We start from the raw sequence: 14403 nt of genomic DNA on the forward strand, positions 1-14403 counted from the left end.
AACGACTGCGGCACCTGTTGTTGTATTGATTGAGGCCGCGTCCTGGGGTGGCCGCACTTTAAGCGCCTGCTGCTGCATATTCCGCCTCGAAAAATTCTGCCGTCGTGTCCGCAACATGCTTATGTTGCCGGTCAACGTGGATCATGTGATAGCTGTCGTCGAGCCAGCGAAGCTCACGGCGTCCGCCGATATGCGCCGCGATATATTGCGCGTGCGCGGGGCTACTGAGATCGTCTTCGCGCGAATGCAGGATCAGCGTCGGCGTGCGCATCTCTGGAAGGCGCGCTTTCAACACCCGACCAAGCTCGTGCATCTCGATCAATCCGCGTCCCGGGAATGTTTCCAACATGCCTTCGCCTGTCATGCCAGCCACCATCCGACGCATGCGCTCGTCCTTGATGCCAAGCGAAGGCGTCTCGCGGAAATTCAGCCTATCGATGAAGGGGATAAGCGAGATCCAGCGGATATGCGGGGAGAAAAGCGAATAATAGCGCGGCACGTCCCAGCCATCGTAATGAAAGCAGGGCGAATAGAGGGCGACGGCACGGATTGTCAGCGGGTTCCGATCCGCCGCCATCATCGCCAATTTGCCGCCGACGCAAATGCCGGCGGCAAAGACCGTACCGGTACGTTCGGAAAGCCACTCGGCCGCCGCCTCGACGCTGCCGAGCCAGTCTTCCCAGCGTGAGCGGCGCAACACCGCCTCGCTCTCGCCATGGCCGGCGAGAAGCGGTGCAAGCACGCTGAAGCCACGGCGGTGGAATTGCCTTGCCACCAGCCGCATCTCTGCGGGGGCGCCGGTCAATCCGTGAACGAGGACGACACCCTTGCCGTTGGTGCCTTCCAGAAAAAAGGAAAACCTGTCAGCCGGCATGCGGAAATTCTCCCTGATGCCGGTTCTCCTTCGCCATGAAGCCAAGCGCATGGCAGGTGCTGATCACATGCGTACCCGCGGCCTCCTGCTCCTGCTTGATCTGCTCGTGGAAATTGCTGAGCTTCGTCCAATGGGTCTTCGGCCGATAATGATGCTCGGCGTGATAGCCGTTGCCGAACCAGAGCCAGTTATAGAAACTGTTATGGCTGCTGACGCCCCAGGCGATCGGCTCATCGGGATCGCCGTTCAGATGCTCGTAATAGCCGTTGAGGGAAGAGAAGCAGTTGCCGAGATAATAAAACGGCAGGAAGAAAAATGCCGCCTTCCAATCATAGAAAAGGGCAAGAAACACGAAGGCGATGAAGGAGATCAGCTCTATTCGGCCCCATTTCGCCTCAAACGGCCTCTTGCCGGCGATGGCCTTATGGATGTCCCCGATATCGTCCCGGAAAAAACTGAGGAAGGTATAGGAGAAGACGTTCTCCGGCTCGCCATTCTTTCCGTGCTTGTAGATCGACAGCAGATCGACCGTGTGGCCGTTTTCGTCCGGACGGTCGCTGTTGCCGGAATGATGACGCATATGCACCCAGTGGTAATAGACCTGCGAAAAGCCGATCGTTACCGATTCAAGCAGGCTGAACGCGTAGTTCATCCATTTTGGCTTGAAATACGGCGTGTGGATGAAGTTGTGCGAGATGCTGTTGATGTTCCAGGATATCGACACGGCATAGACCGCACCGAGGACCCCCGACAGCCAGAGTGGCCGGCTTTCGAAACCGACGATCAGATAGATGTTGAACGCCAGATGTGCGACGGCGGCAAGCACCGGCACGATATCCCATTTCGAATGTGCGAAGATTTTCATAGTCCGGTCGCTCCGACACAGATTACGCCGAGCGTCACCAGGACAATGCCGAGCGCGTGGCGAAAATTGATGGTTTCCTTGAAAATGACCGCGCCGGCAAAAGCGATCGCCGCATAACTCAGCGCCATCAGCGGAAAAGCCACCGACAGCGCCACCTCCTCCAGCACCCGCGTCCACATTACCAACTCGAAGGCCCAGAAAATGATGCCAAGCCAGATCACCGGTTTCTGCAGTGTCTCAAAAAGCACGCTCGTCGCGCCGTGCTTGAAGCATAGCTCGCGCCCGGTCTCCGTAAGAATGCAGAGGAGGATGAGCGCGAGCGTCCATCCGGTCACTCCGGTCATCATGGCATCAGCTCCGACAGTACTTCCAGCAGAGCATGATTTGCCGCGCTGTTGATATTGCGCGTCGCCATCACGTCGCGGCGCCGGAAAGGCTGGTCGATCAGCACCTCGGCCTTCTTCATTGTACGTGTGTAGAAATCGCCGCCGTAATTCGGCGTCGAATAGTCTCCCGTCACGTCAGCACCAATGACGCGGTGGCGCTCGCCGATCTCGCTCAGCAGCCAAAGAACATAGGGCAGCCGCATGGAGCCCTGATCCCAGTTGGTTACGGCATCGGCGTCGGACAGAACATCCTTGTCGATGGTGACATAGACCGCCTCGGTCTGGATGCGGCCAAGCAGCCGGTCGACGAAGTTGCTCTCGCCGAGTTCACATATCGATTGCCAATGCAGCGCGCCGCCGATCTGGCTGAAGCTCGGTCCGGTGCCATAATCCGACTTCACCTTGCTAGGCGGATGCTCATAGGGGTAGAGTTCGAGCCGACCGTTGGACAGAGGCACGAGATTGGCGCCCTTGCGCTCTGGCGATTTAAGGTCGTGGCTGCAGACCCCAAGCGTTATCACCTTCTCGACGAGCGGCAGCTCCAGCGCCTTGTTGACCCAGGAACCGCAATGCATGCCGTTGTCGAAATGCACCCAGTCGGGATGGTTATCAATATGGATAACGGTCACCGGCCGGCGGTTTTTCTCAAGCGCAAGCGACAGCAACAGCGCGGTGACGTGATGAAAATCGCCAGAGCCCATGAAGCAGAGGCGCGATCCGTCATTGGAAAGCGGCGCCGCTTTTACGAGATTGCGCCAGACCTCATCGAGCGCCTGCGGGCGCGCCCAAAGTCGAATAGCGCGACCGCTTTTCTTGTCGTCGACTTCGCGCGCCCCTGCCATCACGCAGGAGTGCACGAAGTCGGGTTGCAACTCCAATGCATCATCGAGATGAAGAAGAAGGAGTTGCACGAAACTATCTCCGTTCTGCGCGGGTCAGCAGCTGACCGAGAAGCGAGATCGCAAGCTTGATCTCGTCGTCGCTGATCATCAGGTTCGGAGCGAAAGTGATGACGTTCTTGTGGTAGCCGCCGACATCGAGCACGAGCCCGTATTTCCTGCCGTCGACAATAAGATCGCCCTTCATGCCCTCGTCGCACATCCAGTCGAGCGTCGCCTTGTCTGGTGTGAACCCATCCGGCCCGCAAATCTCCATGCGCAGCGCCAGGCCGAGACCGTCGACTTCGCCGATGATGGCGTGCTGCGACTGCAGGTCCTTGAGACCGTCCAGGAAATGGGCACCCTTCTTCATGACGCTGGCACCGAAATCGTCTTCGGAAACCATCTTCAGCGCTTCAAGCGCGACCGATGTGCCCATCGGATTGCTGGCAAAGGTCGAATGGGTGGAGCCCGGCGGGAAGATGGTCGGATTGATCATCTCTTCTTTTGCCCAAATGCCGGAAAGCGGATTGAGGCCGTTGGTGATGGCCTTGCCGAACACCAGCACGTCGGGCGAGACACCGAAATGCTCGATCGACCAGAGCTTGCCGGTCCGGTAGACGCCCATTTGGATTTCGTCGACGACGAGCAGGATGCCATGATCGTCGAGCACCTTCTTCAACTCCGTGAAGAAATTCATCGGTGGAATGACATAACCGCCGGTGCCTTGAATCGGCTCGACATAGAAGGCGGCATATTCTGACTTTCCGACCTTCGGATCCCAGACACCATTATATTCGCTCTCAAAAAGCCGGGCGAATTTCTGCACGCAATAATGCCCGTATTCCTCCTTCGACATGCCCTTGGGGCCGCGGAAATGGTATGGAAACTCGATGAACTGGGCGCGCTCGCCGAAGTGGCCGTAGCGACGACGGTAGCGGTAGCTCGACGTGATTGATGTCGCACCCAACGTGCGCCCGTGATAGCCTCCTTCGAACGCGAACATCAGGCTTTTGCCGCCTGTGTAATTGCGTACGATCTTCAGCGAATCCTCGACCGCCTGCGAGCCGCCGACGTTGAAATGCACGCGGCCCTTGGACCCAAATTTCTGCTCGGCATCCTTGGCGATCATCGCCGCGAGTTCGACCTTCTCGCGGTGGAGATATTGCGAGGCGACCTGCGGCAGGCGATCGAGCTGGCGGTGGGCGACATTGTTCAAGCGCTCGTTGCGATAGCCGAAATTGACGGCCGAGTACCACATCTGCAGATCGAGGAAGGGCGTCTCCGCTGTGTCATAAACGAAGGAACCCTCGCAGCTGTCGAAGAATTTCGGCTTTTCCGAGTAGTGAACCGTATCGCCGTGCGAGCAATAGGTCTCTTCGAGCAGACGCAGCTCGTCCTCGGAGCTGACGAGATCCGTGGTGTCGGCAAGTTTCAGATTGGAACGCATGAAGTCCTCTTCTCACGCAGATTTTGCCGCGGACAGCCCGAATGGCTGCCGTGGGCTGGAAAGCATGCCTGCGACCGAGGCCTGAACATCGGCAAAGCTGGCATAGGGAATGAAAGGGATGCGCTGCGCGTGGCAGTAGTCGGCAAGTTTCGCCTTGGCAAAGACCAGCATCGCCTCGTTCGAAACGCAGAAATCGCTGCGGCCATCGCCAACATAGATGTGCTCGCCCGAGCGGCTGACGACACCGCATTTGCAGACGCCGGAACCGGCGACGCAGGCAGCACTCAGGAAGGGAAAATCGAGATCGAATCTCGGTTTGCCCACATCCGCGCCACAGACCAACCTGTTTGCAACGATCGGAATGCCGGATAGGCCATGCCGGACAAGCACGCGCCTGATGAAATAATCGACGCCGTCGCTGATGATGGTGAGGCTCAGCCCCTTCCTGTCGCAGAATTCCTTAAAGGCCACGAAGGCGCTGTCGATCGCGACCGTATCGAGAAATGCATCCAGCTCTTCGCGTGTTGCCTCGATCAATCGGATCTGGCGCTCCATGCACTGGGCCGAAGTAATCTTGCCTTGAGTCCACTGGTCTTCGATCTCGTGCCATTCGGGAAGCGCGAAACGCTCGAGGACGCGATCGGTCACGTCCTCTTTCGAAATGGTCCCGTCGAAATCGCAAAACACCTGCATCGCATGCTCCGTCAGCATTGTGACGAAGCGTTTAGCGCCGCGAACTGAAGGCAGAATGAGGTAAAGATGAAGCGAAACTGAATTCGCAGCTCAAATGCCAGGAATATCCAGATCGACCCTCAGACCTCGGCCCCAGGCGGGTAATCCGAGCGTGATGGCGATATCGAGCCTGTTGCCGATATCGGCGACGATCGGCAATCCCAATCCCGCTCCCTCGCCGGCGCGGGCATCGAGACGGTTGAACCGTTGGAACGCTACGTCGCGCTGTTCGAGCGGGATGCCGGGGCCGCTATCCATAATGGAGAGCCGCCAACCGCGTGGGCTCGGCTCGATGCGCACCTCAATCCTGCCGGCGTCAGGCGAATATTTGATCGCATTGTCGAGCAGATTGTCGATCATGACACGCAGCAGCGCGCGGTCGGTGAGGACAATGGCATCCTTCACGCCGACAAGCCCGGCATCGAAGCTGCGGCTGTGCAGCATGGCGCCGAAATCGCCCAGTGCTGCGGCAGCAATTTCCGGCAACGGCAGCGGTTCGAGCTGCAGCGGCTGATGGCTCACCCGCGCGAGCCGCAGCAGCTGCTCGATCAGATGCATGGCGCGGTCGTTGCTGACGACGAGATCCTTCAGCAGGGCTCGGCGCTCGTCATCGGAATCGGCCCGGTCGAAAAGCTGCAGCAGCAGCTTGATACCGGCCTGCGGCGTGCGCAGCTGATGGGCAGCCAGATCGGAAAAGCGCCGCTCCATAGTCAGCGATCGGCCAAGCTTTCTGAGGAGATTGTTGAGCGAATGAACAAGCGGCGCCAGATCCCGCGGCAGGCCTCTTGTCGCGATTATCGACAGGTCGTCCGGCGTACGGGCCCTTATCTGCGATACCAGCTCGCGAATGTTGATGAGGCCGTTATTGATGGCAAGCCAGATGATAATGGCGATAACGGGAACCAGCACCATGAGCGGAAAGGCGAGGTTGAGAAGGATATTCTCGACCAACCCCTCGCGAAGCACGATCTTCTCGGCGACTTCAATGGTGATGTCGCTGTTCGGGATCGGGAGGGAATAGATCCGCCAGAGTTCCTCCCGATAGGACACGTCGGAGAAACCTGCTCGGAAACGCTTGACGTCGGCTGGAAATGCATTGCTGCTGGCAAAGGCCAGCGCCCCATCCTTCCAGGCGCGAAACGAGTGCGCATCGGCATAGTCGTCGGCATCATCATTCAGGGCAAGCTGGTTGTCCATGTTAAAGTCGAGGTCTGGAACCCGCACCGTCGGCTTGGCAAAGGGCCGCGTCAGCGGATGTTTCATCAACGACCATAAAACATTGGCATCGTTGATCAGCTGGGCATCGTAGATATTGTCGATCTCGCGCGTCGCACTGCGATAGGCAAAAAAGCCGACAACCGCGATGGTGATGATCAGCGTCGGCAGGATGCGCAGGAAAAGGCGTTGGCTGAGTGTCACTGCTGCCGCTCGACCATATAGCCGACGCCGCGGATCGATCGGATGAAGTTGGTCCCCAGCTTCTTGCGCAAATTGTAGACCGTTACCTCGATCGTGTTGCTCTCGACCGAGACATCCGTGTCGTAGAGCGCATATTCGATGTCAGTCTTTGTAACATAGCGCCCGCTGCGCTCCATCAGCAGTCGAAGCAGGTGAAACTCCTTGGCCGCCATGTGCAGTTGGACGCCATTGCGACGAGCGACCATCGCGGCAGGGTCGATCTCGACATCGGCGCAGCGTATGATGGTCTCGTTACGCCCCTGGCGCCGGCGGAGCAGAGCGCGCAGCCGGGCAAGCAATTCGTCAAGGTCGAACGGCTTGATCAAATAATCGTCGGCGCCTTCGTCAAGACCGGTCACGCGATCCCGCACACTGTCGAGCGCCGTCAGCATCAGGATCGGCACGTCATTTCCACCCTGCCTCAACGTGCGCACCACATCGAAGCCGCTCGCCTTCGGAAGATTGACATCAAGGACCACCGATCCGTATTCGCTGTCACGCAACGCATCCAACGCCGTCTCGGCATCGCGGAACCAGTCGACGCCATAAGCATGTTTCTCGAATGCCTTCTTGAGCGATGAGCCGAGAATATAGTCGTCTTCGACCAAAAGTATGCGCAACACGATTCCCTCAGTTCTGGCAACGCACTCATCTATCTCCGCGATTGAGGCCTTAATCAGTCCGCTACGAGGGCCACGGACTGCTGCTCGAAAGCGCATAAAGTTTGCGCCACCACTCAGGCCACTGCCGAGATCGGTGCGCTGTCCTTCGGTAGCAGCCGCGCCACGGCGCTGAGCAGGTCCGTCTGCGATATCAGGCCAAGGATGCGGTAGTCGTCATCGACAATGATGACGGCATGCGTACGGCCGTCGGTCAGAACGGGCAATAGCGACAAAGCGGCATCCGAAGGTCTCGCTACCGCCGGTCTCGAGATCGCGTGCGCGATGGTCTCCGTGCCTTCGGATAATTCCCGCAAGCCGACGGTGCCGACGAGACGACCCTCGGGATCCTTCACCGGCAGGGTACGAATATTGTGCTTCAGCAGAAGATGCCGCGCGGCAGCCGGTTCTGCAGCTTCACCAATAGCGATTACATCTCGCGACATGATATCGGCGCAACTGATCTTGTCGTTGGAGCGGATGGCTGCCTGCAGCTCGACCTGCTGCAGCAGCCGGCTGAGGTCCGCCCGATCGATATCGAAGGTTTCGTCGAGCGCTTCGAGGGCGGCATCGACGTCCTCCTCGCGAAAACCCACCCGCACGGCCGATGGCAGATCGATCGTCTGATGGGTGTTCTCCGCCGGTTTCGGAACGACATGCGGATAATTCCGCTTGGAAAGCTTGTGGAACAGCAGGCCGAGGCCGACAAGAATGCAGGAGTTCAAAGCGACAGGCACGAAGGGAAAGAGGAACCCCCAGCCGGCAACGACAGGACCGCCGAGCACGGCGGTCAGCGCCGCCGCTCCGCCTGGCGGATGAAGGCAGCGCGTAAAGGACATCGCGCCGATGGCAAGCGAAACGCCGACACCGGTCGCGATGATCGGATCACGAATGAAGTAGGCGGCAATGATGCCCATGAGGGCGGAAATCGTATTGCCGCCGATGATCGACCAAGGTTGTGCAAGCGGGCTTGAAGGCACCGCGAAAAGCAGCACGGCGGACGCCCCCATCGGCGCGACGATCAGCGGAAGATGCGGCCCCTGCCCGAACAGATAACCGCTGATGACGCCGGTGAAACCAATGGCCAGCAAAGCGCCGACACATGCAATCAAACGCTCTCGTAAGGTCGCGCCGGCCAGAATTGGTGAAAACAACCGGAAGCGGCGGAGGCGGCTTAATCCCACCTTCGGGGAAACGGGATAAGGCATGACAACACCAATTTTTAAGCGAGGATTATCTGGCGGACTGAGGGAAGAAGAAGAGGGGCGGGCTAATGAGTTATCAGCCTGATATCTCTGCCTTTTGTCGCGTTGAGGACTTCATGGAATGCATTGAACGCACTCGGGCGATCATTCTTATAAAAATCATTGCCCCAGCTCAAGCCGGTTTCGACATCGAAAAACCACTTGTCACTGCATCCAGGCGATACGCTGCATGTTCTGGCGATCCTGCAGGACGCGGAGCGCCTGCATCAGCTCAGGCGCCATTTTGCGGATCTCGAACAGATGGGCGCTTGCCAGCCGGTCGAGGACACCCTCAGCCTTATCAGTCAGGCGAATGAACTGCTTGCCAGGGCCCGCTGCCCCAGGGCCTACTTCTATATAAGCCTTGTCGATGAGCTCTTGAACGAGGTCATCCGCCGCCTTCCTGTCCATAAGGAGGCGCTCGGCCAGCATTCGAGCGCTCATTTTCTTTGCAGTCGGCTGTCCTTTTATTGCGAGCAGCGCTTGATGTTGTTGCGACGTGAGGCCAAGCCTCCGTGCCTCCTTCGCGCTGAATTGCCGGAACCGGCGGATGCGGTAGCGCAAGTTGGCCAATGCTTCGTAATCTCCGTCATGCAGACGCTCCTGCTGCTTCATCGCCATTATCACCTCCAGCTTTGCAGTGCTTCACGTTCGTGATCGCGATGCGTTTCGGTCGCTCAAGCAAGCCAGAGCGGTTGCCGAAAAAAAGGTCGCGACGCCGATGAAATAGCCAAGCATGCCGCGACATTGTCTCTGCAGCGTGACGATTCAATAGCTTGAGGCTGGCACGAGGTTTGCGTCTGCAATTCCATCTGCAGATCGATCGGCGCCGACCCATGTTGCACCTCGTCTTGACCTGTCTTCTTCTGAGCATCGCTTCCGGCTTGAGCATGCGGCGCTTTCTTCTGCCGTATTTCCCAGGCGGCGATCTCGCCGAGACGTCCGCGCCAGTGACGGTCGTTGCAAGCGCTGTCTTCCTGGCGACACTGGCTTTCACCGTCTCCGATCAGGACCTTTGGGCGAAATCCGCCATTCTGACGCTTGGCCTGTTCCTGGCGGCCACGTTCGACGATCGGCGCCCAAGGCTGACGATCGCCCTCTCCGCCATAAGCCTGGCGGCCTATTTGAGTTTGCGTTCGATCAGCTGAACCATCCAGCTTTCCCAACTATGCGCGCTCAACGATGATCGAGATTGCAGCCTATTTGGCGGCATCGAAGCCTCGGTCAAGATGCTGTATCCAAAGACGAAAATCATGCATGAGCAGGGCCACATCATACAGCCACTCCGCCCGTAAAAGCTCCCAGCGGCTTGCTTCTCCACTATCAAGCAGGGCACGAAGCCTTTGCCTGAGATTTTCAAACGCCTCATCAGCGGGATAAGGCGCGGGGCGGTGCAAGGCGGGATGCAATCGGCTTTCCATTAAGCCACTCCTCAACGATCGACGTCGCTCACATATATCGTATTACGATATATTTTCAAGATACGCAGGCAGAGGATCTCGCTCAACCGATTCCGGCATGTGCTTGCCGACTTGAACACTCTCGCCAGCCTGCGCATTTCGCCGGGTCGCAGTGAAGGTGGGCGCGCCGGGAAATGTCCTGGTCGAGACCAGAACAGATCGCTCGATACAATTCACCGGTGAGGCCGGTGCAAACACAACAATCGACCAAATCCTGGCCGCTTTCGGCAAATAAACTCCGAGTCTCCCTCTAAAGTCATTGCCGCGGGGCGCAACACGCAGTCCTGTGTCGACAAGATTCGGACGAGAAGCCTATCCAAACGCATGAGCAAGATCTTGCTCATCAGCCTGTGAGGACCTGCCATGAAGACCTACAAGATCGCCCTTCTGCCAGGAGACGGCATCGGCCGCGATGTGACTGAGGCAGCCATGGCAGTGCTCGAAAAGGCGGCTGCACGAAACGGATTTTCGCTTGCGACATCAAGCTATCCCTGGTCCTGCGATTACTATCTGGAGAACGGCAGCATGATGCCCGACAATGGCATCGAAACGCTGAGGTCCTTCGATGCCATCCTGCTCGGGGCGGTCGGATGGCCTCGCAAAGTGCCGGATTCCGTGTCACTGCACGGACTTCTGCTGCCGATTCGCAAGGCTTTCGTCCAATATGCCAATATCCGCCCACACCGGCTGCTGCCGGGTGTGCAGGGACCGTTGCGGTCGGAGAACTTCGACATCCTTTGCATCCGCGAAAATACCGAAGGCGAATATTCCGGCGCCGGCGGCCGCGTCCATCAGGGCACCGACAGCGAGGTGGCGGTGGAGACTTCGATCTTCACCCGCAAAGGGGTCGAGCGCATCCTGCGTTTCGGCTTTGAGCAAGCGCGGGCGCGACGCGGCAAGCTTGCCTCGGTGACGAAGTCCAACGCGCAGAAGTATTCGATGGTTTTCTGGGACGAGATCACCGAGAGGCTTTCCGCCGACTATCCCGATGTCGAAGTGACCAGCTACCATATCGACGCCATGGCCGCCCGCATGGTCATGGCGCCGGAAAGCCTCGATGTGGTTGTCGCGTCCAACCTGTTCGGCGACATCCTGACCGACCTTGGCGCCGCCATTCAGGGCGGGCTCGGCTTTGCAGCCTCCGCCAATATCAATCCCGATCGCTCAGCGCCGTCGATGTTCGAACCGGTGCACGGCTCGGCCCCGGATATCGCACATCTCGGCATCGCCAATCCGATTGCCGCCATCTGGTCGGGCGCAATGATGCTGGAGCATCTGGGAGAAACGGCTGCCGCCGGAAAGGTGATGGCCGCAATCGAGGCGACGACGGCGCGCGGCATCGGCGCAAGTCCCGGCAAGGACAAGACGGACGCGATCACGGTATCGGTGCTTTCGGCGCTCGATTAGACCATGATGCCGACGAAGTGAGCGGGGTCGACCGCCCGACCCGATTCCTGTTTTGGCCGTTAGTGGTCGTCGTGATCGTGATGCGATGGAAGGTCGAGGCCAAACGTGTTGACCAGGTCGGCCACCTGCCCCGGGCTGAGGTAACGGGGATTGAGGTTGCGCAACAGCAGATAGAGCTTCGCCGTTTCCTCCAGTTCCTCAGTTGCAAAGACCGCCGCCTCCAGACTGTCACCGGCAACGACAGGTCCGTGGTTGGCCAGAAGCACCGACGAATATTTGCCTGCCAGCCCGCGGATGGCGTCGGCCACGGCCGGATCGCCGGGTCGATAATACGGCACCAGAGCGGTTTCGCCGGCGCGCATGAGATAATAGGGCGTCATCGGCGGCAGGGCGGCGCGCGGATCGATCTCCGGCAGCATGGTCAGCGCCACCGCGTGCGTCGAGTGAAGGTGGACGATGGCGCGGGCGCTGCCGCGTGTGTCGTAGAGGGCGGTATGCAGCGGAATTTCCTTGGTCGGCTTGTCGCCGGACAAGAGCCGGCCTTCGGCATCGAGCCTGGAGATCCGCGCCGGGTCGAGAAAACCGAGCGAGGCGTTGGTGGGCGTCACCAGCCAGCCGCCATCCTCGAGCCGCAACGATATGTTGCCCGACGAACCGGGCGTCAGCCCGCGCTCGAACAGCGAGCGGCCGTATCGGCAGATTTCTTCACGCTGGAGCGCGTCGGACATGACACTTCCTCGCATATTAAGCCGTTGCCCCTTCGATCAGTTCAAAACCGAGATCGACGGCCTGAGACGGCGCGTTGGCGACGACCAGCTCTGCGGCTATTTCTCCCGTTGCCACGCGCGGCGTTCGGATGGTCGACAGGGACTGCGGCATCACCCGGCCGATATCGAGGCCGTTATAGCCGAAAATGGCGAGCTTCGAGGGGATGGCGATCCCCTTAGCCAGACAGTGAAAATAGCCGCCCAGCGCCATATCGTCGTTGGAGAAATAAACCGCATCGAGATCGGCCGTCCGGGCAAGCAGCCGCTCCAGCCCCAGCCTGCCGTTTTCCACGGATGAAGCGCCGGCGAGAATCTCGTGGGCGACGAGGGATGGACCACGGACATCGAGCGTCTCGCAAAAACTTGAAAACCGCTTGCCGGCGCGGGTATCACGATTGAGATCGTGACCGACATAGCCGATCCGGCGATAGCCCCGCTTTAGCAGGAAGGTAGCGCTCTCCCGCCCGGCCGCGCGGTTCGAGAAGCCGACCGCGATATCGAGCGCATCACCGTCGAGATCGAGCAGTTCCACAACCCGGCACCCGCTGGCGCGCAGCATCTTCACTGTCCCGTCAGTATGCTCATATCCCGCCAGCATGACCGCCGCCGGCCGCCAGGCCAGCATCGCGGCGACGAGCGCTTCCTCCTTGCCCGGATCATAGTCGGTGACTGAGAACACCGCCTGATAGCGGTTTTCCTCCAGGACGGCGCTGGCGCCGCGCAGCACATCGGGGAAGACGATGTTGGACAGCGAGGGGATGACGAAGGCGACGAGACGCGAGCCGGTGGAGGCCAGCGTCCCGGCGATCCGGTTCGGCACATAGCCCAGCCGCTCGACGGCAGCCATCACCCGTTCCCGCGTCTTGCCGGAAAACGAGCCGTGATCACGCAGCACACGCGACACCGTGCTCTCGCCGACACCGGCAGCTTCCGCGACCTCGGCAAGCGTTACCGTCACCTGATGTTTGAATTCCATGGTATGTCTGAACCCACGCTTTTGGGATGGCTGCTACATGTCGGCCGGCAACCACCGCGCTGGCACCATTTTTCACTGCTCCTGCCGAGAAGCAAGGTTTTTTTGGCAGCGCTACCAATTTACCGTTGGCAGCGCTGCCAAAATGGTTTAGAGAAAATGGCAGCGCTGCCACAAATGGCTTGACGTGCCGCAATCTGCGTACTTGGCGCGTCTTACAGACGCACGGCGCTCTAAAGCACCTCCGGGATCGCACCCGGAGGGGCGCAGACTTTTCTCACAGGACTGGAGAACTTCCTGATGTCGCCATTTGCTGAAAACTTCGGGAATGCCGTCGTCGCGGCCGTGATCGGTCTCGGTTCCATGGGGCTCGGAATGGCCCGGTCGATGAAGCGCGCGGGACTGGATGTCGTTGGATATGACATCACGCCGGCCGCGGTTGACCGCTTCATCGCCGATGGCGGACGTGGCGCAGCGACCCCCGCCGGCGCGGCTGAGCACGCAGACATCGTCGTCTCCGTGGTCGTCAACGGCGCGCAGACCGAGGCCGTGTTATTCGGGCCGGAAGGCGTCGCGAACACGATGAAGCCCGGGGCCGTCTTCATCTCCTCGGCAACCATGGATCCCGCCGTCGCCCGCGACCTGGCACGCAGGGTGGAGGCTCTCGGCCTGCATTATCTCGACGCGCCGATTTCAGGCGGCGCGGCCAAGGCTGCGCTGGGCCAGCTGACGATCATGGCGTCCGGTTCCAGACATGCATTCGACACCGCCCGTCCGGGTCTCGACGCCATGGCCGGCAAAGTCTACGAGCTCGGCGACGCCGCCGGAGCAGGTGCCGCCTTCAAGATGATCAACCAGCTTCTCGCCGGCGTGCACATCGCGGCCGCCTGCGAGGCCATAACATTTGCCGCCAAACAAGGTCTCGACCTCGACAAGGTCTATGAGGTGATCACCGCCTCGGCCGGCAACTCGTGGATGTTCGAAAACCGCGTGCCGCATGTGCTGGCCGGAGACTATACGCCGCTCAGCAGCATCGAGATTTTCGTCAAGGATCTCGGTATCGTCCAGGACATGGCCCGCTCCGAGCGTTATCCGGTGCCGCTCGCGGCAGCGGCGCTGCAGATGTATCTGGCCGCCGCCGGCGCCGGCATGGGCCGCGATGACGATTCCTCGCTCGCGCGGCTCTATGCCAAGCTTTCCGGCGCGCAATTGCCCGGTTCCGGCAAAGAGCCGCAGACGCTTTAAAAAGG

General features: G+C 59.6%; 16 protein-coding genes. 3 read left to right on the plus strand and 13 right to left on the minus strand.

All coding sequences use genetic code 11. The features are described from left to right. Nucleotides 1-58: 58 nt before the first annotated feature. From GR197_RS04870 to GR197_RS04915, 10 genes are all read right to left on the minus strand, one after another. Nucleotides 59-874: an alpha/beta hydrolase gene (locus GR197_RS04870; protein ID WP_164007111.1), complete on the minus strand. Its 816-nt coding sequence runs from the start codon at nt 872-874 to the stop codon at nt 59-61. Continuing rightward, a complete protein-coding gene (locus tag GR197_RS04875) occupies nt 864-1739 on the minus strand; it encodes a fatty acid desaturase family protein (RefSeq protein ID WP_164007113.1) in 876 nt (291 codons plus the stop codon). Before GR197_RS04875 ends, GR197_RS04870 begins: the two co-directional genes overlap by 11 nt. Continuing rightward, nucleotides 1736-2083 carry a permease gene (locus GR197_RS04880; RefSeq protein WP_164007251.1) on the minus strand — a complete coding sequence of 116 codons (348 nt, stop codon included), beginning with the start codon at nt 2081-2083 and terminating at the stop codon, nt 1736-1738. The genes GR197_RS04875 and GR197_RS04880 overlap by 4 nt, the downstream gene beginning before the upstream one ends. Next, complete coding sequence (locus GR197_RS04885; RefSeq protein ID WP_164007115.1) at nt 2083-3036, minus strand: arginase family protein; 954 nt, start codon at nt 3034-3036, stop codon at nt 2083-2085. The genes GR197_RS04880 and GR197_RS04885 overlap by 1 nt, the downstream gene beginning before the upstream one ends. A 4-nt stretch (nt 3037-3040) precedes the next feature. After that, nucleotides 3041-4453, minus strand: coding sequence for an aspartate aminotransferase family protein (locus GR197_RS04890; protein ID WP_164007117.1), 1413 nt, complete (start codon nt 4451-4453; stop codon nt 3041-3043). A 12-nt stretch (nt 4454-4465) separates the two neighbouring features. Then, nucleotides 4466-5146, minus strand: a complete 681-nt coding sequence (locus tag GR197_RS04895; protein ID WP_164007119.1) for an MtnX-like HAD-IB family phosphatase — start codon at nt 5144-5146, stop codon at nt 4466-4468. Between the two features lie 90 nt (nt 5147-5236). Next, nucleotides 5237-6604 (minus strand): ATP-binding protein, encoded by a 1368-nt coding sequence (locus GR197_RS04900; RefSeq protein ID WP_164007121.1) that lies wholly within the window; start codon nt 6602-6604, stop codon nt 5237-5239. Next, the gene (locus GR197_RS04905) at nt 6601-7263 is read right to left on the minus strand and encodes a response regulator transcription factor (protein ID WP_164007123.1); all 663 of its coding nucleotides are present in this window, start codon (nt 7261-7263) and stop codon (nt 6601-6603) included. The genes GR197_RS04900 and GR197_RS04905 overlap by 4 nt, the downstream gene beginning before the upstream one ends. Nucleotides 7264-7379: 116 nt before the next feature. Beyond that, entirely contained in the window at nt 7380-8510 is a 1131-nt protein-coding gene (locus GR197_RS04910) for an HPP family protein (RefSeq protein WP_164007125.1), read from the minus strand. Nucleotides 8511-8711: 201 nt separating this feature from the next. After that, nucleotides 8712-9167, minus strand: a complete 456-nt coding sequence (locus GR197_RS04915) for a helix-turn-helix domain-containing protein (RefSeq protein ID WP_348643243.1) — start codon at nt 9165-9167, stop codon at nt 8712-8714. 215 nt (nt 9168-9382) lie between these two features. Between GR197_RS04915 and GR197_RS04920 the strand changes: the two genes are divergently transcribed. Further along, nucleotides 9383-9694, plus strand: coding sequence for a hypothetical protein (locus tag GR197_RS04920; protein WP_164007127.1), 312 nt, complete (start codon nt 9383-9385; stop codon nt 9692-9694). Between the two features lie 51 nt (nt 9695-9745). Here the strand turns inward: GR197_RS04920 and GR197_RS04925 are convergent, their stop codons facing one another. Next, nucleotides 9746-9967: a hypothetical protein gene (locus tag GR197_RS04925; RefSeq protein WP_164007129.1), complete on the minus strand. Its 222-nt coding sequence runs from the start codon at nt 9965-9967 to the stop codon at nt 9746-9748. Between the two features lie 402 nt (nt 9968-10369). Between GR197_RS04925 and GR197_RS04930 the strand changes: the two genes are divergently transcribed. Then, nucleotides 10370-11413 (plus strand): tartrate dehydrogenase, encoded by a 1044-nt coding sequence (locus tag GR197_RS04930; RefSeq protein ID WP_164007131.1) that lies wholly within the window; start codon nt 10370-10372, stop codon nt 11411-11413. A 59-nt stretch (nt 11414-11472) separates the two neighbouring features. Here GR197_RS04930 and GR197_RS04935 read toward each other — a convergent pair whose 3' ends face one another. Beyond that, a complete protein-coding gene (locus GR197_RS04935) occupies nt 11473-12141 on the minus strand; it encodes an aldolase (protein ID WP_164007133.1) in 669 nt (222 codons plus the stop codon). A gap of 16 nt (nt 12142-12157) precedes the next feature. Next, complete coding sequence (locus tag GR197_RS04940) at nt 12158-13156, minus strand: LacI family DNA-binding transcriptional regulator (RefSeq protein ID WP_164007135.1); 999 nt, start codon at nt 13154-13156, stop codon at nt 12158-12160. A 297-nt stretch (nt 13157-13453) separates the two neighbouring features. Here GR197_RS04940 and ltnD point away from each other — a divergent pair, with 297 nt between their 5' ends. Further along, entirely contained in the window at nt 13454-14398 is a 945-nt protein-coding gene (gene ltnD / locus GR197_RS04945; protein WP_164007137.1) for an L-threonate dehydrogenase, read from the plus strand. Nucleotides 14399-14403 lie beyond the last annotated feature (5 nt).

The sequence above is a fragment of the Rhizobium phaseoli genome (assembly GCF_010668805.1).
In the GTDB taxonomy this organism is placed as follows: Bacteria; Pseudomonadota; Alphaproteobacteria; order Rhizobiales; family Rhizobiaceae; genus Rhizobium; species Rhizobium phaseoli_A.

What these genes read in the sequence shown, in the direction of transcription:
- GR197_RS04870 (WP_164007111.1), bottom strand. Translation starts at nt 874, where the DNA reads ATGCCGGCTGACAGGTTTTCCTTTTTTCTGGAAGGCACCAACGGCAAG.
- GR197_RS04875 (WP_164007113.1), bottom strand. Translation starts at nt 1,739, where the DNA reads ATGAAAATCTTCGCACATTCGAAATGGGATATCGTGCCGGTGCTTGCC.
- GR197_RS04880 (WP_164007251.1), bottom strand. Translation starts at nt 2,083, where the DNA reads ATGACCGGAGTGACCGGATGGACGCTCGCGCTCATCCTCCTCTGCATT.
- GR197_RS04890 (WP_164007117.1), bottom strand. Translation starts at nt 4,453, where the DNA reads ATGCGTTCCAATCTGAAACTTGCCGACACCACGGATCTCGTCAGCTCC.
- GR197_RS04895 (WP_164007119.1), bottom strand. Translation starts at nt 5,146, where the DNA reads ATGCAGGTGTTTTGCGATTTCGACGGGACCATTTCGAAAGAGGACGTG.
- GR197_RS04910 (WP_164007125.1), bottom strand. Translation starts at nt 8,510, where the DNA reads ATGCCTTATCCCGTTTCCCCGAAGGTGGGATTAAGCCGCCTCCGCCGC.
- GR197_RS04915 (WP_348643243.1), bottom strand. Translation starts at nt 9,167, where the DNA reads ATGGCGATGAAGCAGCAGGAGCGTCTGCATGACGGAGATTACGAAGCA.
- GR197_RS04920 (WP_164007127.1), top strand. Translation starts at nt 9,383, where the DNA reads ATGTTGCACCTCGTCTTGACCTGTCTTCTTCTGAGCATCGCTTCCGGC.
- GR197_RS04925 (WP_164007129.1), bottom strand. Translation starts at nt 9,967, where the DNA reads ATGGAAAGCCGATTGCATCCCGCCTTGCACCGCCCCGCGCCTTATCCC.
- GR197_RS04930 (WP_164007131.1), top strand. Translation starts at nt 10,370, where the DNA reads ATGAAGACCTACAAGATCGCCCTTCTGCCAGGAGACGGCATCGGCCGC.
- GR197_RS04935 (WP_164007133.1), bottom strand. Translation starts at nt 12,141, where the DNA reads ATGTCCGACGCGCTCCAGCGTGAAGAAATCTGCCGATACGGCCGCTCG.
- GR197_RS04940 (WP_164007135.1), bottom strand. Translation starts at nt 13,156, where the DNA reads ATGGAATTCAAACATCAGGTGACGGTAACGCTTGCCGAGGTCGCGGAA.
- ltnD (WP_164007137.1), top strand. Translation starts at nt 13,454, where the DNA reads ATGTCGCCATTTGCTGAAAACTTCGGGAATGCCGTCGTCGCGGCCGTG.